We start from the raw sequence: 21437 nt of genomic DNA, 5'->3' as shown, positions 1-21437 counted from the left end.
CATGATCAACTTTCGCCTGTTGCGCCACCTGTGGCTGTTCCTTGCCGTGGCCGAGGAACAGCACTTCGGCCGTGCGGCAAAGCGGCTGGGCATGTCCCAGCCGCCTTTGACCGAACAGATCCAGATCCTCGAGCAGGCGCTGAAGGCCAAGCTGTTCGTCCGCTCGCGGCGAGGCGCGCAACTCACTCCCTTCGGGCAGACCATCCTTCCTGCAGTGCGCAAGTTCGCACAGCAGATGGAACAGCTGGAGCTGGCGGTGCGCGAAGCCACGGCAGGCCAGACCGGGCTGCTGACCATCGGCGCGATCTCTTCCGCCATGCTGGAGGTGCTGCCGCCATTCCTGGACCGCATGCGGGACCGCCATCCGCAATTGACGATCTCGGTGCGGGAGATCGACAGCGCCGAGGCGCTGCCTGCGCTGGAGGGTGGGGACGTCGACCTGGCGTTCGCCCGGCTTCAAGGGGAACTGGGCAGCTCGATTGCCACGGTGACGATGGCAGAAGACAAGTTGACCGTGGCGCTGCCGGCGACCCACCGGCTGGCACTGCGGCGGCGCGTCAAGCTGAAGGACCTGACCGAAGAGTCGTTCGTCATGTTCGCGCGTCGTGTCAGCCCGGTCTACTTCGACAGCATCGTGGCCCTCTGCCAGGCCCAGGGCTTCTCACCACGGATCCTCCACGAGGTTCGCAGCGTTGCCACCCAGGTCGCTTTCGTCAGTTGCGGACAGGGCATCGCCCTGGTTCCCGCGGGATTGAAGCGCCTGGCGCCCGGGAACGTCGTCCTGCGGCCCTTGCACGAGTCCGTCGACGTGGTCACCACCGCGGCGGCATGGCACACGGCGTCCACCAATCCCGCGCTGCCACTGGCGTTGGAAGTCCTGCGTGGCACGCGGCCCACCAGGAAGGCGTAGCGCGGGGGCCCTTGCCAAGGTGAGGGCAGACGCGCCGCCCACGGCATCGGACAATGGCTTCCATGAACAAGCTCCTCGAATCCCTGTATGAACGCCTGCCCACCTGGGCAGCCGAGTGGGTGGACATCCTGGTGCCATTGATCGAGGTGGCCCTCATCGGCATCGGCGCCTGGCTCGTGATGCGCATCGCGCGTCACATCATCCGCCGGCTCACCAGCACCTATGGCCTCCCGGTCAAGGTCACAACGCTGTTCCTGCGCACGGTGGGCGTGCTGGTCTATGGCGGCGCGGTCCTGTGGGCCCTGGGGCGGCTGGGCGTCTCGGGCGCGATCCTCTGGACCGCGTTCACGGGGTTCGCGACGGTCGGGGCCGTGGCCTTCTTTGCCGCATGGAGCGTGCTGTCGAACCTGTTCTGCGCCCTGTTGATCTACGTCACGCGGTCCTTCCGGATCGGTGATGTGGTGGAACTGCTGGATACCGGCGACAAACCCGGGGTGAAAGGCCAGGTCGTGGACATCAACCTGGTCTACACCACGCTGCTCGAAAGCGGGGATGCCCAGAACGGGACGAGCCTCCAGCTCCCGAACAGCCTGTTCTTCCAACGTCCCGTGCGGCGCTGGCACGGCCGGGCCGCCAGTGAAGCGATCACGTCGGCACAGGGCGTCAGAACCTAGGGAGAAGTCTCCGGGCATCACACGGACATCCGGTAGCTGGTGAGGTCGACGTCGGCCCAGATGGAAGCATCTCTGCCCGAAGGGATGGTGTCACGAGACTGCCGAGGACGGAGCAGGCCGCCGCGCTGCGGTCCGTGCTGTGCGTTCAGGGCAGAATCCCGGCTTTCCAACGCATGCAGACACTACTTTCGATTGACTGGTGATGAAGACGACAACGCTTTCCTTGGTGCTGATGATGTGCCTCAGCGGTTGCACATTGATGCGAACCGATGCCCGGCTGGATTACCGCCCCGACGCCCAGGTGGTGCCCGAGGTGGCAGAACAGCTGAATGGCGTGTCGCTGCGTGGCGTGGTGGTGACCGATGCGCGCAAGGAGGCCTTCGCGCCCAACAAGCGGATCGAGGATCCACGCGTGTTGTTGAACAAGCGGAATGGGCACGGGCACAAGATGGAGGGCGTGTACGCCCTCGACAAACCGTTGGCCGACTACGTCGCGCAAGCTTTCGATGCAGCCTTGCTGAAGGCTGGGGTCACGCGGTCGGCCGCGTCGCCATTGGAACTGCGGGTGCGGTTGGACATTCTCGACGACACGGTGGTTCGGCGCGGATGGACCAAGAGCCGGACGGACCTGGTGCTGGTGGCCTATGTCGAAGTGTTCAACATCGATGGCGGCAACGAGGTCTGGCACAAGCGTTACGTGGGAAGGGCGCAAATCAAGCACCAGGGGATGGTGTTCGTCGGCATCGACGACTACGTCGTCACGTTGCCGGGAACCCTGAACAACCTGGCGGCCCAGTGCCTGGCGACACCGGAATTCAGGGCTGCCGTCAAGGCTGCGCTCTGAGCCGCGGGTGGATGAGTTTTCCGGACCTGGGATCGAGACTTCAATGATGCAATCTCTTCGCCGTGTTTTCATGTTGGCGTGCCTGCTGCTGTTGGGTGCATGCGCCTCCCCCACGATTTCTGCGGATTACCGCCCACCGCCGGACAAACAGGTCGGGTTGGCTGCGGGTTCCATGACCTACACCCACCAGGGGAACTACTACCGCGTCTTTGTCAGGAAGGTCGACTCTGCCGAGAGGTTCCGCTTCGAGGTCACTGATGGGGCGATCAAAACCATCGGCGGATGGCTGTCCTCCGAGGGGCCCGAGTTGGGTGTGCGTGGTCAGCCCTTCGTGACCGAGTTGCCTGCCGGAGACTACGAAATCACCGGTTGGGGCGCGGGGTTCGGTGCCACCCGGGGCGTCGTCGAACTGGTGGTTGGCATCCCCTTCACCGTTGAAAGCGGCAAGACCATCTATCTCGGCAACTTTCATTTTGCCGGCCGCTGGATGCCATTCGGGATTGGATCGATGAGCGTGACGCTGAAGAGCGAAGGTGCACGCGACATCCCGGTCATCACGAAGCAATTTCCGGCGCTTGCCATCGTGCCCCTGCGAACCACCGTGGCGCCGGGCATCCAACTTCGCCTGGTTGGCGGCTACGGCCAGATCACTGATCCGCCCCGGATCTATGAGCCGATGAGGCCATGAGATTTCAATGGTCCAACGGTCCACCGTTCATACAACCCTGTGCGCACCCGCGGGCCGATCCAGGTGAGCATCGCGTCCGGTTGTCCTTTGCCACTCGTTGACCCGGAAGATGTCGAAGACAGTTGTCGTTGTGTGTCGACGGCCTCCACAAGGTTGACGATGCACATCGCCACGAGCTGCCTATCCTTGGCTGGCATCAACGTCCCACGCCAGGGATGTCGATGAACCTTCACAGCTTCGAGTGGGAGGAAACATGGCGAAATCAGATTGCAGGAAATGGCATGCGTGGCTGAACACGATGCCGCCCAAGCCTGACGACTTTCATGTTGTCGGCGACGTCGTGGTGCCGAATCCGGGCGTCGTTCCGCAGCTCACCATGCGGGAGCCGCAAGGCATCAATCCCGGCGTGCTGATGCTCGATCTCAGCCTGGTCCAGCAACCAGGCATGTGGCCCCAGGTCATCACTTGCATCCAGGTGCGATTCGATCGGGTGGTGCCTGACAAGGTGCCCTACACCGCGGTGGAGGTGTTCCAGGACGGTGAGCGTGTCGCGTTCATCGACCAGATCGACATCGTCACCTGACGCTGCTGTTCGTTCCCCGCGCCCGCCCCCGCTGTCGCGTGGGACCGCGCGGGGACAGGCGTCACCGTTTCGGCTGCTTGGGGCATGGGGGACAGTGCCGAGGGTGGCGATCAACCGAGCGGCGGCGGCACGGTCTTGTCACCTGATTCGCGCGCCCGGAACACCCCGGTGCGCGCCAGCAGCGACGTGGTGATGGGCGCGGTGATCGACAGGAACACGGGGATCAGCCACGGGTGGAACACCAGGCGGCCGTCGCGCACCGAGAAGTACAGCACCGACGCGGCGGCCACGCACCAGGCGCCGATGGTGGACCCGAGGGCCGGTGCGTGCATGCGCAGGAAGAAGTCGGGCAGGCGCAGCAGGCCCCATGTGCCCACGAGCGTGAACAGCGCGCCAGTGACGATCAGCACGGCCACGGTGACCTCGACCCAGAGGGGCACCGCGCCGCTCATTCGATCACCTCGCCGCGCAGCAGGAACTTGGCCATCGACGCCGAGCCGACGAACCCGAAGAGCGCGATCAACAGCGCGGCCTCGAAGAACACATTGCTGGCGTAGCGGATGCCCAGCACCAGCATCACGAGCATGCCGCAGATGTACAGCGCATCGAGCGCCAGCACGCGGTCCTGCGCGGAGGGCCCGCGGAAGAGGCGCACGGTGGCCAGCGCCATCGCGAGCGCAAGGAACACGAGGGCGGCCGTGATGGCCCAGTAGAGCAGGGGGCTCATTCGAAGATCTCCATCAGGGGCCGCTCGTAGTGGGTCTGGAGGTGCGCGATGAAGGCGGCCTCATCGTCCAGGTTGAACACGTGCAGCAGCAGCGCGCCGCGGTCGAGCGACAACTCGGCCCAGACGGTGCCCGGGGTCACGCACATGATGGCGGCCAGCGCGGCGAGGCCGTGCGGGTCGCGCAGCTCGAGGGGAACGCGAACGAACGTGCCCTGGGGCGGGTGCCGGTGTGCGCGCAATACGCCGCGGGCGACCACGACGTTCGACTGGATCACGTCGCGGCCCACGCGCAGGATCAGGCGCACCACCGTCCAGGGCTTGCGGATGCGCGCGGGCGTGGGCCGCAGCGACGCGGTGGCAAGGGGCACCACCAGCGCGAGCACGAGGCCCAGCAGCCACTGCCCGAGGCCCAGCGAGCCGTTGAGCACCAGCCACAGCGCGAGGATCGACACCGACAGCAGCGGGGCAGGGAGCAGCCGTTTCATGGTGCGATGCCCTCGGGCATGCGGCTGGGCGACGGCGCCGGGCGGGCCGTCGTCACCGCGTCGATGTACGGCGTGGGATGTTGCAACGATTCGGCCGTGGCGCGGCCGTAGCGGACCAGTGCGTCACCGTTCACCACCAGCGCGCAGCAGGCGAGCACGAGCAACCCGATGGGCAGGCATTCGATCACGCGCAGGCGCGGTGCCGGACGGTCCTGCGGGGCCCAGAAGTGGCGGATGCCGGCACGCGACAACGCGATCATCGACACGAGCCCGGAGCCCACCATCAACGCCACGAGCGCCCAGGCCGAGCGCGGCACCGTGGGGCCGTCGAGCGGGTCCAGCACCGCGGTGAGGATGGCCAGCTTGCCGATGAAACCCGACAGCGGCGGCATTCCGCTCAACAGCAGCGTGCAGGCGATGAAACTCAGGCCCAGGAAGGCCATGGCGGCGGGGATGGCCCGGCCGATCAGCAGTTCCTCCTCTTCGTCGAGGTTGGCACCGAGGCGGCTGTCGAAGTTGGACTCCCCGTCGTCGAGCCGGCCTGGCACCGTGTCGCCCTCCGGTTTGTCGCCGGCGGCCACACGCGAGCGTTCCACGAGTTCGGCGAGCAGGAAAAAGGCGCTCACGGACAGCGTGGAACTGGCGAGGTAATACAGCGCACCGCCGGTGAGGGCCGGGCGGCCGAAGCCGATGGCCGCGAGCAGCGTGCCCGAGGAAATGAGCACGCTGAAGCTCGCGAGCCGGGCCAGGCGTTTCGCCCCCAGCATGCCCAGCGAGCCGAACGCGACGGTGACGAGCCCGCCCACCACGAGCCACGGGCCGCCGAACTGGGCCGACGCACCGGCCTGGTCGGAGAACAGCAGTGTCCACAGCCGCAGCACCGCATACACGCCCACCTTGGTCATGATGGCAAAGAGGCCGGCCACCGGCGCACTGGCGGCGGAGTAGGCCGGCTCGAGCCACGCGTTCATGGGCCACATGGCGGCCTTGGCGAGGAACGCGGTGGCGAGGATGGCCGCGCCTGCGTGCAGCAGGCCGCGGTCGTCGGCGGGGATGTGCGGGATCTTGACCGCGAGGTCGGCGAAGTTCAGCGTGCCGGTGACCCCGTAGATCATGGCCGCGCCGATGAGGAAGAACGATGACGCGACGAGGTTGATGGCCACGTAGTGCAGCCCGGCGCTGACCCGCTGCCGGCCCGAACCGTGCAGCATCAGCCCGTACGACGCGGCGAGCATCACCTCGAAAAACACGAAGAGGTTGAACAGGTCGGCGGTCAGGAATGCCCCGTACAGGCCCATCAGCTGGATCTGGAAGAGCGGGTGGAAGTGCACGCCGGCGCGGTCCCAGCGTGCCACCGCGAACAGCAGCGCACCGAGTGCCACGATGCCGGCCAGCACGAGCATCAGCGCGCTCAGGCGGTCGGCCGCGAGCACGATGCCGTAGGGCACGTCCCAGTTCGATGGCAGGTACACGCCCACCACGCCGGGCACGCCGTGCCGGTCCACCCAGCGCAGCAGCATCACGGCCATCACGAGACCGGTGAACGTGGAGGCGATGTTGACCCAGCCCTTGATCCGGCGGCGTTTTTCACCGAGCAGCAGCATCGCGGCCGCAGTCAGCATGGGCAGCAGCAGCGGGGCGACGATCAGGTGGGGCCAGAGGCCGGGGGCGAGTGCCTGCAACGCGGGCGCGGTCATCCGTGCCCTCCGTCGCCATCGACGTGATCGGTGCCGGTGAAGCCGCGCGAGGCGAGCAGCACCACGAGGAAGAGGGCGGTCATGGCGAACCCGATCACGATGGCCGTGAGCACGAGGGCCTGCGGCATCGGGTCGGTGTAGTGCTGCAGATCGGCCGGCAGGCCCGGTCGGATGATGGGCTCGTGGCCGATCGACAGGCTGCCCATGCTGAAGATGAACAGGTTCACCGCATATGACAGCAGCGACAGGCCCATGATGACCTGGAACGTGCGGGGCCGCAGCAGCAGCCAGACGCCCGAGGCGGCCAGCACGCCGATCGCGAGGGCGATGATTTCTTCCATCAGGCGGCTCCGGTCACGGTTGCGGTCACGGGTCGGTCCTTGCGGTGGCTGCGCACCGATTGGTGGGCGAGGGCGGTGAGGATCAGCAGCGTGGAACCCACCACGGTGGCGAACACGCCGATGTCGAAGAACAGGGCGCTGGCCACGTGCACCTCGCCCAGCAGCGGCAGGTGCAGGTGGGCGGTGTGGGTGGTGAGGAACGGGAAACCGAAAATGCCCGCGCCGAGCCCGGTGCCGAGTGCGAACAGCAGGCCCACGGCGATCCAGCGGGGTGGCCGCAGCTTCATGTGGGCCTCCACCCAGTGGGTGCCGGCCACGATGTACTGCACGATGAACGCGATGGCCACCACGAGGCCCGCCACGAAGCCACCGCCCGGTTCGTTGTGGCCGCGCATGAAGAGGTACATGGCAATGACCCACGACAGCGGCAGCAGCAGGCGTGCCAGCACGGCCGGCACGAGCAGGTAACCCTGGGCGGTGTCGGCGGCGCTGCGCGGCTTGACGAGGTCGGTGGCGAGGTCGCGTGGCACGACACGCTGCTGGACGGGCCGGCCGATGCTTTCACCGGGCGGCCGGAACCTGCGCAGCAGCGCATACACGGTGAGCGCCACCGCGGCCAGCACAACGATCTCGCCCATGGTGTCGAACCCGCGGAAGTCGACCAGCATCACGTTGACGACGTTGGTGCCACCCCCTTCCGGCAGGGCCCGCGAAAGGAAAAACGGCGAGATGCTCTGCGGCGCGGCGCGGGTCAGCATGGCGTACGACAGCGTGGCCATGCCGAGGCCGGCGATGGCCGCGAGCACGAAATCGCGTGCGCGCCGGGCCCGGGCATGGGCGTCGGTGCGCAGCTCGCGGGCGTTGGGTTCGATGCGCTTGGGCAGCCAGCGCAGGCCCAGCAGGATCAGCACGGTGGTCACCACTTCGACGGTCAGCTGCGTGAGGGCCAGGTCGGGTGCGGAGAACCACACGAAGGTGATGCAGGTGGCCAGGCCGGCGCCCGCCATCAGCGTGAGTGCGGCGAGGCGGTGGTACTTGGCCTGCCACGCAGCCCCGATGGCACACGCGATGCCGACGGCCCAGATGCCGGCGAACACCGGCGACATCGGGATGCGCGGCCGGTCTCCCCAGCCCAGATGCTGGCCCCACAGCGGCGCCACCGCGAACACGACGGCCACGAGCAGCATGCGGAACAGCTGCGACTGCAGGCGCGTGGTGCCGAACGTGCGCAGGCCGCGCCGGCCGAACCAGCTGAGCGCCACGAGCGCGCGTTCGAAGAACCGCTTGCCGCTCCACCGCGAGATCACCGGCGGGGCCGGGAAGCGCCCCAGCTTGAGCTGCTTGCGCAGCAGCAGGTAGAACACCGTGCCACCGCCAAGCGCCACCAGGCTCATCATCATGGGCGCGTTCCAGCCGTGCCAGACGGCCAGGCTGTAGACCGGCAGCGTGCCGCCCACCACCGGCCGCGCGGCCATCTCGAGCACCGGGCCCACCGACAACGCCGGGGCCACGCCTACCACCAGGCAGGCGAGCACCAGCAGCTCCACCGGCACGCGCATCCAGCGCGATGGCTCGTGCGGGGCGCGGGGCAGGTCGTCGGAGAGCGGTCCGAAGAACACGTCGTACGTGAACCGCAGCGAATAGGCCACGCTGAAGATGCCGGCGAGCGTGGCGGCCAGCGGCAGCGCGGCCTCCACCCACGGGGCCGACGAGACGAACACGGTTTCGGCGAAGAACATCTCCTTCGACAGGAATCCGTTGAGCAGCGGCACCCCGGCCATCGCGGCGGCGGCCACCATCGCGAGCGTGCCCGTGATGGGCATGGCCTTGAACAGGCCGTTCAACCGGCGGATGTCGCGGGTGCCGGTCTCGTGGTCGATGATGCCCGCGGCCATGAACAGCGACGCCTTGAACGTGGCGTGGTTCATGATGTGGAACACCGCCGCCACGGCCGCGAGGTCGCTGTTGAGGCCCAGCAGCAGCGTGATGAGCCCGAGGTGGCTGATGGTGGAGTACGCCAGCAGGCCCTTCAGGTCGTTCTGGAACATGGCCGCGTAGGCGCCCAGCAGCAGCGTGCAGACGCCGGCGCCGCCCACGGCCCAGAACCAGAGGTCGGTGCCCGACAGCACGGGCCACAGCCGCGCCAGCAGGAAGACACCCGCCTTGACCATCGTGGCCGAGTGCAGGTACGCCGACACCGGCGTGGGCGCCGCCATGGCGTGGGGCAGCCAGAAGTGGAACGGGAACTGCGCGCTCTTGGTGAGGGCGCCCAGCAGCACGAGCGCGAGGGTCGCCGGGTACAGCGCGTGGTTGCGGATCAGGTCGCCGGACCGCAGCACCACGTCCAGGTCGTACGAGCCCACGATGCGGCCGATCAGCAGCACCCCCACCAGCAGGCACAGCCCCCCGGTGCCGGTCACGACGAGGGCCATGCGTGCCCCACGGCGGGCGTCCGACCGGTGGTGCCAGTAGCCGATCAGCAGGAACGAGAACAGGCTGGTCAGTTCCCAGAACAGCACCAGCTGCACGAGGTGGCCCGACAGCACCACGCCCGTCATGGCGCCCATGAACGCGAGGAAAAACGCGAAGAAGCGGGGCACCGGGTCGGCCGGGGACATGTAGTACCGGGCGTACAGCACCACCAGCGCACCCACGCCCAGCACCAGCATGGCGAACATCCACGCGAAGCCGTCCATGCGGAACACGAGGTCGATGCCGAGCGATGGCAGCCAGGCGATTTGCTGGCGGATCACCTGCCCGCCGGCTACCTGCGGGTACAGCAGGGCCACCTGCACCACCCCGGCCAGCGCGATCAGGCCGGCGAGCGTGGACTCGCGGTTGCGGGCATTGGTGGGCAGCAGCGCCGCAACGACGCTGCCGAGGAAGGGGAGGAGGACCAGGAGTGCAAGGGGCATCCCGGTCTAGTCTAGTGCAAGGCCTGGGAAGTTCCGCGGGGCCTCAAGGAACGCCGGGCTGGGCGCAGCCCGGACCCTGGGGGCCCTCTCAGAACCGCCGGTCGAGCGTCATCACGTCGTTGTTGCGGGTCATCTGGAAATGCCCGAGGAAGCTGTTGCCGAGCAGCACGTACGGCATGCTCGACGGCACGACCGCGGCCTCCACGTTGTGGACCAGCACGTCGCCGATGCGCACCGAACTGAGCGTCACGCGGTAGACGGCCACGGTGCCGTTGGCCGTGCTCACCATCGAGCGCTGGCCGTCGCGGTACTTGAGGCCGATGCGGGCCGCGTCGGATTCGCCGATGGCGATGACCGTGGCGCCGGTGTCCACCATGAACTGCACCGTGCCCCCGTTGATGGAGCCGGGCGCCATGAAGTGCCCGCCGAGGCCGGCCGACAGCACGATGCGCCGCCCGCCGCTGGTGACGGGTTCGCTGTCGCCGAGGTTCATCTGGGCGGCGCCCAGCTGGAGCACGACCCGCTTGCCTTCGACCTCGACCACCGATTCCTGCGGGCCGGTGCTGACGAGCCGCACGCCCTGCACCGTGGTGCCCACCGCAACGGTGCGCGGCTTGCCGTCGATGACCAGGAGCGCCTTGCTGGAGCCGAGGCTGCCGCTCATGGACACGCTTTGGCCCGCGGCGCTGCCGGCCCACAGGAAGACCGACAGGCCGGCCGCCACGAGGCGCACGGGTCAGTCCCGGAAGTTGTTGAACGAAAGCGGCGCGTCGGCCACTTCGGTGCGGATCAGGGCCATGGCTGCCTGCAGGTCGTCCCGCTTGGTGCCGGTGACACGCACCGTGTCGCCCTGGATCGAGGCCTGCACCTTGAGCTTGCTGCCCTTGATGACCGTCTGGATCTTCTTGGCGGTGTCCGAGTCGATGCCGCTCTTGACGGTGATGACCTGCTTGACCTTGTCGCCGCCGATCTTCTCGACCTTGGCGGTGCGGTCCATGAAACGGATGTCGACGTTGCGCTTCGTGAGCTTGGCGAGCAGGATGTCCATCACCTGGTCGATCTGGAAGTCGCTGTCGGCGAAGACGGTGAGTTCCTTCTCCTTGAGTTCGACCTTCGCGGACGAGCCCTTGAAGTCGAATCGCGTGCCGATTTCCTTCGCGGTGTTGTCGACGGCATTGCGGACTTCCACGAGGTTCGGATCGAGGACGGCGTCGAAGCTGGGCATTGGTTTTTCTCGGGTTCGCTGAATCAGCGAAAATTCTGCCATGCAAATCGAGTCCGGCGTCAGCCTGAAACCCTATAACAGCTTCGGTCTGCCAGCTGTGGCACAAACACTCGTCCGTGTGACGGACGACGCCGGCGTGCGCCAGGTGGTGGATCACCCCGATCTCGGGCGCTCGCCCAAGTTCATCCTCGGGGGCGGCAGCAACATCGTGCTGACCCGCGATATGCCGCAGCTGGTGCTGAAAGTCGAGGTGCGGGGCCGCCGGGTGGTCGAGGAGCGGGCCGACGCCTGGATCGTCGAGGCCGGCGCCGGCGAACCGTGGCACGATTTCGTGGCCTGGACCCTCGACCAGGGCCTGCCGGGCCTCGAAAACCTGGCGCTGATCCCCGGCACGGTGGGTGCGTCGCCGGTGCAGAACATCGGCGCCTACGGCATCGAGGTGAAAGACCGCTTCGATGCGCTGGACGGCGTGGACCTCGTCACCGGCCGGTCGGTGACCCTTGGCGCCGGGATCTGTGCGTTCGGTTACCGCGACAGCGTGTTCAAGCACTCGCTCGCCGGCCGGGTGGTCATCACCCGCGTGCGGTTCCGCCTGCCCAAGCCCTGGCAGCCGGTGCTCGGGTACCTGGAGATCGAGCGCAAGATGGCCGAACACGGGGTGGCCCGCCCGGAAGCGAGGCAGGTGTTCGACTGGATCTGCGCGATCCGCCGTGCCAAGCTGCCCGATCCGGCCGTGGTGGGCAACGCCGGCAGCTTTTTCAAGAACCCGGTGGTCACCCCGGAACAGTGCCGAGACATCATCGGCCGCGACCCGGAGATCGTGCACTACCCCATGCCCGACGGCAGCATGAAACTCGCCGCCGGCTGGATGATCGACGCCTGCGGCTGGAAGGGCAAGAGCGTGGGCAAGGCCGGCGTCTACGAGAAGCAGGCGCTGGTGCTGGTCAACCGCGGCGGGGCCATCGGGTCCGAGGTGATGCTGCTGGCCAAGGCGATCGAGGAGAGCGTCTATGGCCGGTTCGGCATTCGGCTGGAGCCGGAACCCGTGGTGGTGTGACCGGCCCCCGGTGGGCTGTCGGCAATACACAGCAACGGGCCGTCTCCGGGATGACAGGCCCGCCCGCCTATCCTGTCGTCCCGGCGGAGGCCGGGATCCCCACCGGTCAGCGGGAAAGGCTCGTGTTCAGCGCCTCGGTTGACACCCCCTGGCGCTCGACGACAGCGGCCCAGCGGTACCCCAAGCCAGACAACCGCCACCGCCCGGATGCTTGGCACCGGTGGAGACCCCGGCCTGCGCCGGGGCGACAGCCTGTTCCTTGGATGGGGTGACGGGGCAGGATCAACCGAAATGGCAGACGTAGTGGACCGCGGCGGTCACTTCGATGTCGAACGACGAGTTGCCCGGCACGTTGAACGACTGCCCGCCCGTGTAGGTGGTCCATTCCGTCTCGCCCTTGAGCTTCACGCGGCAGGTGCCGTCGATCAGTTCCATGATTTCCGGGGCGCCGGTGCCGAAGTTCAGCGTGGCGGGGAGGATCACGCCGACGCTTTTCTTGGTGCCGTCGGCGAGTTCGATGCTGTGCGAGACGCACTTGCCGTCGAAGTAGACGTTGGCCTTGGTGCTGACCTTGCCGGCCAGGCTCTGGGTGATGGTGGTGCTCATGGGGCGTATTTGTAGAAGGATCCGTGATTTTAGACACCGGAAAGAGGGGGGCGGTGGCCGCTTGCGCTGCGATAAGCTCTCGCCCCATGTCCGCGAGCCTTCCCCCGACCACGAGCACCGGTGCCAGCGCCCCGCTGCAGGACGAACACGATGCGCTGCCCATCGGCACGCGCCTCGCCGAATTCGAGATCCTCCGGGTGCTCGGCGTGGGCGGCTTCGGCATCGTCTACCTCGCGATGGACCATGCCCTCGACCGCCTGGTAGCCGTCAAGGAGTACATGCCGTCCATGATGGCGGCGCGCGGGCGTGGCACCGAGGTGTCGGTGCGCTCCAGCATGCACCAGGACACGTTCAACATCGGCCTGCGCTCGTTCGTCAACGAGGCCAAGCTGCTGGCGCGCTTCAACCACGCGTCGCTCGTCAAGGTGTACCGCTTCTGGGAGGCCAACGGCACGGCGTACATGGCCATGCCGTTCTACCCGGGCCGCACGCTCAAGGAAGAGCGCCGCTCGATGCTGCAGGTGCCCGACGAAGGCTGGCTCCGCGGCCTCGTGGACCCGCTGCTCGGGGCCATGGAAGTGCTGCACAAGGAAAGCGTCTACCACCGCGACATCGCCCCCGACAACATCCTGCTGCTGCCCGACGGCCCACCCGTGCTGCTCGACTTCGGCGCGGCCCGCGCCGTGATCGGCGACCGCACGCAATCCCTCACCGCCGTGCTCAAGCCGAGCTATGCGCCCATCGAGCAGTACGCCGACGTGGGCCACCTGCGCCAAGGCCCGTGGACCGACCTGTACGCACTCGGCGCGGTGTTGCACTTCGTCGTGACGGGCCGCCCGCCCTCGCCGTCGGCGTCGCGTGCGGTCCACGATGACCAGAAGCCGCTCACGTCGCTGGGCCGCGAGCACACCGGCAGCATGCCGCTGAAGGTGCTCAAGGCGATCGACTGGGCGCTCACGGTCAGCCCGCACACCCGGCCCCAGAACGTGCAGCAGTTCCGCGACGCACTCGAAGGCCGCTTCGACCCGCCGCAAACGGTGGTCACGCCGCCGCCCGTGGTCGACACCGAACCCACCCGCGCCGCGCCGCCGGGCTGGGACCGCACGCACCAGTCCGGCGGCTCGGCCCCCGCGGCCGCGCCGGTGGACCTGGAACTCACCGTCGTCACCCAGTCGGCGCCCACGCAGCCGGCCGGTCCCGCCGCCGCACTGCCCGTCAGCCCGCCGCCGGCGTCTCCGCCAGTCGCCGCACCGTCTCCCACCCCGCAACCGCCCGCGGCACCACCGCGCACGTCGCGGGCGCTGCCCCCGTTGTTCGACGACGGCGACGACGAGCCGGCCGCCGCCGCCCCATCGTCCCGCACGGCACTGGTGCTCGGGGCGCTCGCCGTGGTCGTGCTGCTGGTGCTGGGCCTCGGCTATGTGCTGCTGAAAGACCGCTTCAACGGACCCGTCGCCCCGGTGGTGGCCGCACCTGCGCCCGCACCTGCACCCGCCCCGGTACCAGTGATCGTGGCCCCCACCGCCCCGGCGCCTGCACCGGTGCCGGCCCCGGCGCCAGTGGCTGCCGTACCGGCCAGCATCCCGACCATCGCGGTTCCCAACTGGGCGGCCAGCGCCGTCGTGCCTGCCCCGGCACCGGCCTCCGCCGTGGCCGTGGTCCCCGCGCCAACGACTGCGGCCACGCCGCGTGCGGCCGCACCCGCGGTACCGCGCCCGAAACCCAAGCCGGCCACCACCCCGGACACCGCGGCGGCACCCACCCCGCGCGACACCTGCAACGCCCGCAGCAGCGGATCCATGTCCAGCTGCATGCGGCGGGTGTGCACTCAGGGTGCCCTGGTCGACCACCCGCAGTGTGCGCAGCTGCGGCGGGAAGAGGAGTGGTGACATACATCGGCCTGGCTGGCCCGGCTGCAGCACGCCTTCTCAGTCGGCCCCGGCCTCTTCCTGAACCCGCAGCCACGTCTGCTGCAACAGCCAGGCATCCGTGCTGGCCCGGTGCCGCGCCAGTGAAAACTCACCGCTGATGCGGTCACGCGTGCGCTGCCAGCGTGTCGCTTCGTCCTCGGACAACAGCTTGCGCAAGCTGTCCAGGCGGAACAGCGGCACACAACCGGCTTCCTCGAACAAGGCCGACAGCCACGGGTAGTCGTGCCCCCAGCCGTCGCTGAACAGCGTCTGCCCGCGCAGGCGCTCGTTCAGCGTGGCGGCCACCTCGGCCACCGAGCGCCCGTGCCGGTCGAGCGTGGCGCGGGGAATGTGGTGCACGGATTCCGCGCTGGTGTCCCAGTGGGTCCAGGTGGGCGCTGGCCTGATCAGCGTGCAGAAGCTGGTGCCGTCCCCCAGGATGTAACCTACTTCGATGGGGTAGCTGGCCCGGCCGAACCCCGACGCCTCGATGTCCAGGATGGCCGGTGCCCCCGAGCGCAGGCGCGCGGGGACGGGAGCATGCGCGACGGCGGCCATGGGCTGCTATAGCAAGATGCGGCCCAGCCCGGTGTCACGGGGCGGTGATGCGGGCGATGCTGCCGCGGTACAGCACGTACAGCGCCCCGTCGTTGCCGGCCAGCACGTCCACCGGCATGCCCGTCATGTTGGCGAAGACGGATGCGGCGTGTCCGTTCGCCGGGTCGAGCCGGCCCACGATGCGGCTCAGGAAGTCGGCGAAGAAGTAGCTGCCCTGGTAGGCCACCGGGAACGTGCCCCCCGACGGGTAGAACGTGCCGCCCACGATCGACTGGCCGGTGATGAACCCGCCCTTGCCGGTGCCCGGTGGGACGGTGGCCGCGTGCCGGTACGAGAACAGCGGCGCGGTGATGCCGGCGGCGGTGGTGTCCCCCTCGGTGGCGGGCCAGCCGTAGTTGGCACCTGCGGCGCCCACGTTGACCTCTTCCCAGGTGTTTTCGCCCACGTCGTTGATGTACAGCGTGCCCGTGGTGGGCTGCACCGCGAATGTGAACGGGTTGCGCAGCCCGCGCGCCCAGATGGCCTGAGCCTGGCCGGTGGTGGTGGCGTAGTGCGGGTTGTCGGTGGGGATGGCGCCGTCGTCGTTGAGCCGCAGGATCTTGCCGAACACGCTGGTGAGCAGCGGCGAGCGGCTGCCGTCGGCGTTGTCGCCCACGCCCACGTACAGCTTGCCGTCTGCGCCGAAGTGGATGGCCCCGCCGTTGTGGTTCGTGGCGCTGCTCAGCGCGGGCAGTTCGAAGAGGATTTCCTCGCTGTTCGCGAACGCGACGTCGCCGTTGGCCGTGAAACGGCTGATGCGGCCGTGCGGGCTGGACTTGGTGGTGTAGTGGACGTAGACGTAGTTGTTGGTGGCGAACTGCGGGTGCAGCGCGATGCCGATCGCCCCGCGTTCGCCGTTTTCATCCGACACCACGGTGGTGAAGGGCGTGGCCAGGCGCGTGCCATTCTTGACCACGCGCACGGCACCACCCTGTTCGGCGATGAACAGCCGGCCGTCCGGTGCCTGGGCGATGGACGTGGCCTTGGTCAGGCCGGTGATCCAGGTCTCGTCTTTCGTGAACCCCTTGGCCACCGCGGCGGTGCCGCCGAAACGCACGGTGGCGGTGCCCCAGGTGGAGCGGTTGTTCGAGGTGTCTCGGGCGCGGGCGCGGACGATGTGCTGGCCCGCGGCGAAATCGGCCGTGTCGAGCGAAACCGAATAGGGCGCCGTGGTGTCCTCGGCGCCGACGGCCACGCCGTCCACCTGGAATTCCACGCCGGCCACGCCCACGTTGTCGGTGGCCGTGGCCGTCAGCGAGATGGTGCCGGTGAGCCCGTCGGTGAAGTTGGCGGGGGAGGTCAGGGTGACCGTGGGGTCTTGCGCACCCACACCACCACCCCCGGGCGGCGGCGGCGCGGGCGGCGTGCCGCCGCCGCCAACGGTCCCGCCGCCCGATCCCGGCGTGCCGGCGGGGGGGGGAGGTGGCGATGACAGGTCACCGCCGGAACCGCCGCCACACGCGGCGACCAGACCGCCCACGCACGCCCACAGCGCGATGAGTTGCGCCTTCGAATGTTTTGCCATGTTTGTCTTTTCCCTTGAGTACGCTTGCCGCTGCAGTTGTGCCACAGATCGGTGACTGCTGCGCAACCGATTGTCCGATGACCTCGCGAGGTTCCGCACTGTCCGCTGACCGGTCGTCCAGGGTTTCCACTGATCGGCCGGGTCGTACCCGTGACAGGCGGATTCACGGGCTTCGGCTATACCTCTGAGACCACCAAAAGAACCAGGAGATCCCGTGCCCACCGAGACTGCTGCCCTCCGTCCCCACGAACGCATCTGGCCGAAGCGCCTGCCCCGTGACCTGGCCGTGCCGTCCACGTCGTTGTGGTTCAACCTCGAGGTCTCCGCGCGGCGGTTCCCGCAGAAGGCTGCGCTCGTTTTTTTCGGGGAGGCACTGAGCTACGCGGCGCTGCGCGAACAGGCCGAGGCCATCGCGGGGTGGCTGCAGCACGTGGGCGTGAAAAAGGGCGACCGCGTGATGCTCTACATGCAGAACTGCCCGCAGTTCGTGGCCGCGTACTACGGCATCCTGCGCGCCGATGCGGTGGTGGTGCCCGTCAACCCGATGAACAAGGCCGAGGAGTTCGGCCACTACATCACCGACCCGGCCGCCCGTGTCGCGATCTGCACGGCCGATGGTGCGGCGGTCGTGGCCGCTGCCAATGCTGCCGTGCCTGAGGCCCAGCGCCTGCAGCACGTGCTGGTGACCCGCTTCACCGACGCCTTGCCTCAAGGACCGATCGATGCCGACCTGGCACCGCCCGCGCCCATCGAGGCCTGGCTCCGGCTGGACCCGCCGCTCCCCGAGTCGTCACCCGCCACGCAGTTCGTGCGCTGGACCAACGTGCTGGCCGAGAAGCACGTGCCTGGCCCGCACACCGCAGGCCCCGACGACATGGCCGTGCTGCCCTACACCTCGGGCACCACCGGCAACCCGAAGGGCTGCATCCACACGCATGGCACCGTGATGTCGAACACGGTGGGCATCCAGTGGGCGCACGGCAGTGCCGAGACGGTCAGCCTCGGGGTGGTGCCCATGTTCCACATCACCGGCATGGTGGGCATCGTGTGCGCATCGGTGTATGCCGGCAGCACGGTGGTCGTGCTGCCGCGCTGGGATCGCGAACTCGCCGGCCGCATGATCTCGCGTTACCGGGTGACACACTTCACCTGCATTCCCACGATGATCATCGACCTGTTCGGCAGCCCGAACTACAAGCGCTTCGACCTGAGCAGCCTGAAGGTGCTGAACGGGGGCGGGGCCTCCATGCCGCAGGCCGTGGCCGAGCGCCTGCTGGAGGAGTTCGGTCTGGTGTTCGCGGAAGGGTACGGCCTCACCGAAACCTGTGCCGCCACGCACGCGAACCCGCCGGAGCGCGCGAAGCAGCAGTGCCTCGGCATCCCCACCTACAGCGTCGACTCGCGCGTGGTGGACCCGCTCACGCTGAAGGAGCTGCCCCCCGGCGAGGTGGGCGAGATCATCAGCCATGGCCGGCAGGTGTTCAAGGGCTACTGGAACCAGCCGGAAGCCACCGCCGCGGCGTTCGTGGACATCGGCGGCAAGTCGTTCTTTCGTACCGGCGACCTCGGGCGCATGGACGATGAAGGTTACTTCTTCATCACCGACCGCCTGAAACGCATGATCAATGCGAGCGGCTTCAAGGTGTGGCCGGCCGAGGTGGAGATGCTGTTGTACAAGCACCCTGCCGTGCAGGAGGCCTGCATCATCTCGGCGTCCGACGCCTATCGTGGTGAAACGGTCAAGGCCGTCGTGGTGCTCCGTGCGGACGCGAAGGGCAAGACCTCGGCCGAGGACATCACGGGCTGGGCCAAGGACCACATGGCGGCCTACAAGGTGCCGAAGATCGTGCAGTTCGTCGACGCGTTGCCGAAGTCCGGCTCTGGCAAGGTGATGTGGCGCTTGTTGCAGGACCAGGAAAAGGGTTGAGTACCCGGTCCTCCCCGGTCTTCGCTCACTGCTGTCCGGGGAAAGTTTGAGCGCTGAGCGGCAAGTTCAGCCCTGTCGTCCCGGCGCAGGCCGGGATCTCCACCTTCTCGCTCAACAGCAGCGTTCCCGTCCACCGCTGGAGATCCCGGCGTTCGCCGGGATGACCGAGATTTTCCCCGGGCAGCAGTGGGCCTTCGCCGGGAAGACTTGCTCGGTCAACTCAGAACGACTCCCAGTCGTCCGTCCCCGTCTTCGGCATCGGGGTGGCCGGCACAGGCGCGGGTGTGGCCGCCGGCTTGAACGCCGGTCGGATCACCTTCGCGGGGGACGCGGTGGGCGAACCGCCCATCGACCGCTGGATCACCGGTGCCTGGGGCGCCTTGGCCATCGGCGCCGGGGTGCTGGACACCTTGCCGCCAGCCAGCTTGAACACCGCCACGGCTTCGACCAGTTGTTGGGCCTGCACCTTGAGGCTTTCGGCGGCAGCCGCCGATTCCTCGACCAGTGCCGCGTTCTGCTGCGTGGCCTGGTCCATCTGGGTCATCGCCTCACCCACCTGCGACACGCCGAGGCTCTGTTCGCTGCTGGCTGAACTGATCTCGCCCACGATGTCGGTCACGCGCCGGATGGCGGTGACCACCTCGTGCATCGTCCCACCCGCCTGGTCCACGAGGGCCGTGCCTTGCTCGACGCGCCCCACGCTCGTGGAGATCAGCGTCTTGATTTCCTTGGCCGCTTCGGCGCTGCGCTGCGCGAGCGAACGCACCTCGCCGGCCACCACCGCGAAACCGCGGCCCTGTTCACCGGCACGCGCCGCTTCCACCGCGGCGTTCAGCGCGAGGATGTTGGTCTGGAACGCGATGCCGTCGATCACGCTGATGATGTCGACGATGCGCTTGGAGCTGTCGTTGATGCCCTTCATCGTCTCGATCACACGCCCCACCACGTCGCCGCCCTGGACGGCCACTTCCGACGCCCGCAGCGCCATCTGGTTGGCCTGGGAGGCGTTGTCGGCGTTCTGCTTGACGGTGCTCGACAGTTCTTCCATCGACGACGAGGTTTCCTCGATGGCGCTGGCCTGTTCCTCGGTGCGGGCGCTCAGGTCGTTGTTGCCGGTGGCGATTTCCGCCGAGGCCGTGGCCACGCACTCGGCGTTCTGGCGCACGCCGGTGACGATGGTGGCGAGCCGGTCGCGCATGTCACGCAACGCGGTGAGCAGGTGTGCCGTCTCGGTGGGGCCGGCGGTGTCGATGGCCACCGTCAGGTCACCGTGGGCGATGGCTTCGGCCGAGGCCGCGGCATGGCGCACCGGGCGGGTGATCGACCTCGTGGCGAGCCACGCGAGGAGGATGCCGAGGGCGGTGGCCACGAGGGCACCCAGGCCCAGCAGCCATTGGCTCGCGGTGGCCGCGGCAACCGTGTCCGCCTGGCTGCGGGCGAGCCGTTCGTCCATGAACTTTTCAAGGGTGTCGAGTGACGCGAGGTACGTGTCCGCCAGCGGGCGCAGGTCACTCTGCACGGCCGCGAGGATGTCCTCGCCGGCCTGTTTCTGTTTCTGCAGCGCGGCGCGCTTGACGCGGTAGATCTCCCGGGTCCGGGCGATCTCCTCGAGGATCTTGACGCCATCGGCCTCGTCGATCATCGATTCGAGGCGCTTTTGCTTGTCGCCGATCTCGGTGGACGTGGCATCCATCTCGCGCTTGAGCGAGGCCTGCAACGACGCATCGTTCGACGTGAGCGCCGCGGAGGCGCGCACCCAGTTCATGCGGATCAGCGAGGCCCAGCTCTGGGTCAGCGCCCGGCGGTCCATTTCCACGGTGGCCAAATGGACGCTGGCTTCTTTCAGGGTCTGCAGGCGCCACACGCCCACCGCACCGATCAGTGCGGTGATCGCCAGGATCAGCAGGAAGGACAGCCCGAGGCGTTTGCCGATGCTGAATTGGGAAACATTCACGATCCACTCTCACTCTGGCCGGTCCCACGGGCAGGATTCACGATGAACCCGGGCCACCCCTTGGCGACCGACCGAGCGACAAGAGGTTTGAGTTCTTATCGGAAAATGTCCACGCGACTTGAGTGGGTGTGAGATATGCCCTTGCCAAACTGATCAGCGGTTCAGTGATCAGGGGTTCAGTAATCCGAGCGCCGGGTCCGACAACAGCGGGTCGATGTCGACCAGGATCAGCATCCGGCGGTCGATCGTGCCGATGCCCATCACGTGCTCCGCGGAGAGCCGGGCATTGAAGCCGGGTGCGGGCCGCATCTGTTTCGGGCCGAGGCTGATCACGTCGGATACACCGTCCACCACGACACCCACCACCCGGCCGGTGACGCTGAGCACGATCACCACCGTGTTGCTGTCGTACCGCGCCTCGGCGAACCGCAGGTGCAGGCGCAGGTCGACCACGGGCACGATGACGCCGCGCAGGTCGAGCACGCCCAACACGCCGTGAGGGGCGTTGGCCATGCGGGTGGGCGGTTCGAAGGAGCGGATTTCCTGCACCCGCAGGATGTCGATGCCGTACTCCTCGCTCCCGAGCTTGAAGGCCAGGTAGTCCGACGTGTGCCCGAGCGCCATGGCGCGTGCGGACGAGGTGCTGGCGCCGTCGGCCGGCAGGAACGGGGTTTCATCGAGGGCAATCGTCTGGGACATCGACAGCTTTCTGGGCGGCGGGGCAACCGCAGGTCGGGGAAATGGAGCTTACGCAAGGTTACGGATTCCGGCC

General features: G+C 68.0%; 21 protein-coding genes. 8 read left to right on the top strand and 13 right to left on the bottom strand.

Going from position 1 to position 21437, the window contains the following annotated elements; genetic code table 11:
- Nucleotide 1: 1 nt before the first annotated feature.
- From ASC87_RS28875 to ASC87_RS28855, 5 genes are all read left to right on the top strand, one after another.
- Nucleotides 2-910 (top strand): LysR family transcriptional regulator, encoded by a 909-nt coding sequence (locus tag ASC87_RS28875; protein ID WP_056671360.1) that lies wholly within the window; start codon nt 2-4, stop codon nt 908-910.
- A 62-nt stretch (nt 911-972) separates the two neighbouring features.
- A complete protein-coding gene (locus ASC87_RS28870) occupies nt 973-1584 on the top strand; it encodes a mechanosensitive ion channel family protein (RefSeq protein ID WP_056671359.1) in 612 nt (203 codons plus the stop codon).
- 223 nt (nt 1585-1807) lie between these two features.
- Nucleotides 1808-2428: a hypothetical protein gene (locus ASC87_RS28865; protein WP_056671357.1), complete on the top strand. Its 621-nt coding sequence runs from the start codon at nt 1808-1810 to the stop codon at nt 2426-2428.
- 43 nt (nt 2429-2471) lie between these two features.
- Nucleotides 2472-3116, top strand: a complete 645-nt coding sequence (locus ASC87_RS28860; protein WP_235582339.1) for a hypothetical protein — start codon at nt 2472-2474, stop codon at nt 3114-3116.
- A 253-nt stretch (nt 3117-3369) separates the two neighbouring features.
- Nucleotides 3370-3699 (top strand): hypothetical protein, encoded by a 330-nt coding sequence (locus tag ASC87_RS28855; RefSeq protein WP_056671353.1) that lies wholly within the window; start codon nt 3370-3372, stop codon nt 3697-3699.
- Nucleotides 3700-3809: 110 nt separating this feature from the next.
- On the opposite strand, the gene ASC87_RS28850 is transcribed toward ASC87_RS28855, so the two are convergent.
- From ASC87_RS28850 to ASC87_RS28815, 8 genes are all read right to left on the bottom strand, one after another.
- Entirely contained in the window at nt 3810-4151 is a 342-nt protein-coding gene (locus tag ASC87_RS28850) for a Na+/H+ antiporter subunit G (RefSeq protein WP_056671351.1), read from the bottom strand.
- The gene (locus ASC87_RS28845; RefSeq protein ID WP_056671350.1) at nt 4148-4426 is read right to left on the bottom strand and encodes a K+/H+ antiporter subunit F; all 279 of its coding nucleotides are present in this window, start codon (nt 4424-4426) and stop codon (nt 4148-4150) included. The genes ASC87_RS28850 and ASC87_RS28845 overlap by 4 nt, the downstream gene beginning before the upstream one ends.
- Nucleotides 4423-4911 carry a Na+/H+ antiporter subunit E gene (locus ASC87_RS28840; RefSeq protein WP_056671348.1) on the bottom strand — a complete coding sequence of 163 codons (489 nt, stop codon included), beginning with the start codon at nt 4909-4911 and terminating at the stop codon, nt 4423-4425. The genes ASC87_RS28845 and ASC87_RS28840 overlap by 4 nt, the downstream gene beginning before the upstream one ends.
- Entirely contained in the window at nt 4908-6608 is a 1701-nt protein-coding gene (locus tag ASC87_RS28835; protein ID WP_056671346.1) for a monovalent cation/H+ antiporter subunit D, read from the bottom strand. Before ASC87_RS28835 ends, ASC87_RS28840 begins: the two co-directional genes overlap by 4 nt.
- A complete protein-coding gene (locus tag ASC87_RS28830; protein WP_056671344.1) occupies nt 6605-6949 on the bottom strand; it encodes a Na+/H+ antiporter subunit C in 345 nt (114 codons plus the stop codon). Before ASC87_RS28830 ends, ASC87_RS28835 begins: the two co-directional genes overlap by 4 nt.
- Nucleotides 6949-9864: a monovalent cation/H+ antiporter subunit A gene (locus tag ASC87_RS28825; RefSeq protein WP_056671343.1), complete on the bottom strand. Its 2916-nt coding sequence runs from the start codon at nt 9862-9864 to the stop codon at nt 6949-6951. Before ASC87_RS28825 ends, ASC87_RS28830 begins: the two co-directional genes overlap by 1 nt.
- Nucleotides 9865-9952: 88 nt before the next feature.
- Entirely contained in the window at nt 9953-10597 is a 645-nt protein-coding gene (locus tag ASC87_RS28820; RefSeq protein ID WP_056671341.1) for a TIGR02281 family clan AA aspartic protease, read from the bottom strand.
- A gap of 3 nt (nt 10598-10600) precedes the next feature.
- Entirely contained in the window at nt 10601-11089 is a 489-nt protein-coding gene (locus ASC87_RS28815) for a YajQ family cyclic di-GMP-binding protein (RefSeq protein ID WP_056671339.1), read from the bottom strand.
- Nucleotides 11090-11129: 40 nt separating this feature from the next.
- Here ASC87_RS28815 and murB point away from each other — a divergent pair, with 40 nt between their 5' ends.
- Complete coding sequence (gene murB / locus ASC87_RS28810) at nt 11130-12146, top strand: UDP-N-acetylmuramate dehydrogenase (protein WP_056671337.1); 1017 nt, start codon at nt 11130-11132, stop codon at nt 12144-12146.
- A gap of 282 nt (nt 12147-12428) precedes the next feature.
- Here murB and ASC87_RS28805 read toward each other — a convergent pair whose 3' ends face one another.
- A complete protein-coding gene (locus ASC87_RS28805) occupies nt 12429-12752 on the bottom strand; it encodes a pyrimidine/purine nucleoside phosphorylase (RefSeq protein ID WP_056671336.1) in 324 nt (107 codons plus the stop codon).
- Nucleotides 12753-12838: 86 nt separating this feature from the next.
- Between ASC87_RS28805 and ASC87_RS28800 the strand changes: the two genes are divergently transcribed.
- Nucleotides 12839-14641 carry a serine/threonine-protein kinase gene (locus tag ASC87_RS28800; RefSeq protein ID WP_056671334.1) on the top strand — a complete coding sequence of 601 codons (1803 nt, stop codon included), beginning with the start codon at nt 12839-12841 and terminating at the stop codon, nt 14639-14641.
- A 39-nt stretch (nt 14642-14680) separates the two neighbouring features.
- On the opposite strand, the gene ASC87_RS28795 is transcribed toward ASC87_RS28800, so the two are convergent.
- Both ASC87_RS28795 and ASC87_RS28790 read right to left on the bottom strand, forming a co-directional pair.
- Nucleotides 14681-15220 carry a hypothetical protein gene (locus ASC87_RS28795; RefSeq protein ID WP_056671332.1) on the bottom strand — a complete coding sequence of 180 codons (540 nt, stop codon included), beginning with the start codon at nt 15218-15220 and terminating at the stop codon, nt 14681-14683.
- Between the two features lie 34 nt (nt 15221-15254).
- Complete coding sequence (locus ASC87_RS28790) at nt 15255-16784, bottom strand: PQQ-dependent sugar dehydrogenase (protein ID WP_056671330.1); 1530 nt, start codon at nt 16782-16784, stop codon at nt 15255-15257.
- Between the two features lie 214 nt (nt 16785-16998).
- On the opposite strand from ASC87_RS28790, the gene ASC87_RS28785 reads away from it, so the two are divergent.
- Nucleotides 16999-18711 (top strand): long-chain fatty acid--CoA ligase, encoded by a 1713-nt coding sequence (locus ASC87_RS28785; protein WP_056671328.1) that lies wholly within the window; start codon nt 16999-17001, stop codon nt 18709-18711.
- 220 nt (nt 18712-18931) lie between these two features.
- Here ASC87_RS28785 and ASC87_RS28780 read toward each other — a convergent pair whose 3' ends face one another.
- The gene (locus tag ASC87_RS28780) at nt 18932-20665 is read right to left on the bottom strand and encodes a methyl-accepting chemotaxis protein (protein ID WP_056671326.1); all 1734 of its coding nucleotides are present in this window, start codon (nt 20663-20665) and stop codon (nt 18932-18934) included.
- Between the two features lie 168 nt (nt 20666-20833).
- Nucleotides 20834-21364 (bottom strand): chemotaxis protein CheW, encoded by a 531-nt coding sequence (locus tag ASC87_RS28775; protein ID WP_082569042.1) that lies wholly within the window; start codon nt 21362-21364, stop codon nt 20834-20836.
- Nucleotides 21365-21437: the final 73 nt, after the last annotated feature.

The sequence above is a fragment of the Rhizobacter sp. Root1221 genome (assembly GCF_001425785.1).
Taxonomy (GTDB): domain Bacteria; phylum Pseudomonadota; class Gammaproteobacteria; order Burkholderiales; family Burkholderiaceae_C; genus Rhizobacter.
Note: the sequence above shows the minus strand (reverse complement) of the source record. Positions and strands in the feature narration are given on the sequence as shown.

Coding starts and splice junctions, on each gene's coding strand:
- ASC87_RS28875 (WP_056671360.1), top strand. CDS start 2: ATGATCAACTTTCGCCTGTTGCGCCACCTGTGGCTGTTCCTTGCCGTG.
- ASC87_RS28870 (WP_056671359.1), top strand. CDS start 973: ATGAACAAGCTCCTCGAATCCCTGTATGAACGCCTGCCCACCTGGGCA.
- ASC87_RS28860 (WP_235582339.1), top strand. CDS start 2,472: ATGATGCAATCTCTTCGCCGTGTTTTCATGTTGGCGTGCCTGCTGCTG.
- ASC87_RS28855 (WP_056671353.1), top strand. CDS start 3,370: ATGGCGAAATCAGATTGCAGGAAATGGCATGCGTGGCTGAACACGATG.
- ASC87_RS28850 (WP_056671351.1), bottom strand. CDS start 4,151: ATGAGCGGCGCGGTGCCCCTCTGGGTCGAGGTCACCGTGGCCGTGCTG.
- ASC87_RS28845 (WP_056671350.1), bottom strand. CDS start 4,426: ATGAGCCCCCTGCTCTACTGGGCCATCACGGCCGCCCTCGTGTTCCTT.
- ASC87_RS28840 (WP_056671348.1), bottom strand. CDS start 4,911: ATGAAACGGCTGCTCCCTGCCCCGCTGCTGTCGGTGTCGATCCTCGCG.
- ASC87_RS28835 (WP_056671346.1), bottom strand. CDS start 6,608: ATGACCGCGCCCGCGTTGCAGGCACTCGCCCCCGGCCTCTGGCCCCAC.
- ASC87_RS28830 (WP_056671344.1), bottom strand. CDS start 6,949: ATGGAAGAAATCATCGCCCTCGCGATCGGCGTGCTGGCCGCCTCGGGC.
- ASC87_RS28825 (WP_056671343.1), bottom strand. CDS start 9,864: ATGCCCCTTGCACTCCTGGTCCTCCTCCCCTTCCTCGGCAGCGTCGTT.
- ASC87_RS28815 (WP_056671339.1), bottom strand. CDS start 11,089: ATGCCCAGCTTCGACGCCGTCCTCGATCCGAACCTCGTGGAAGTCCGC.
- murB (WP_056671337.1), top strand. CDS start 11,130: ATGCAAATCGAGTCCGGCGTCAGCCTGAAACCCTATAACAGCTTCGGT.
- ASC87_RS28805 (WP_056671336.1), bottom strand. CDS start 12,752: ATGAGCACCACCATCACCCAGAGCCTGGCCGGCAAGGTCAGCACCAAG.
- ASC87_RS28800 (WP_056671334.1), top strand. CDS start 12,839: ATGTCCGCGAGCCTTCCCCCGACCACGAGCACCGGTGCCAGCGCCCCG.
- ASC87_RS28795 (WP_056671332.1), bottom strand. CDS start 15,220: ATGGCCGCCGTCGCGCATGCTCCCGTCCCCGCGCGCCTGCGCTCGGGG.
- ASC87_RS28790 (WP_056671330.1), bottom strand. CDS start 16,784: ATGGCAAAACATTCGAAGGCGCAACTCATCGCGCTGTGGGCGTGCGTG.
- ASC87_RS28775 (WP_082569042.1), bottom strand. CDS start 21,364: ATGTCCCAGACGATTGCCCTCGATGAAACCCCGTTCCTGCCGGCCGAC.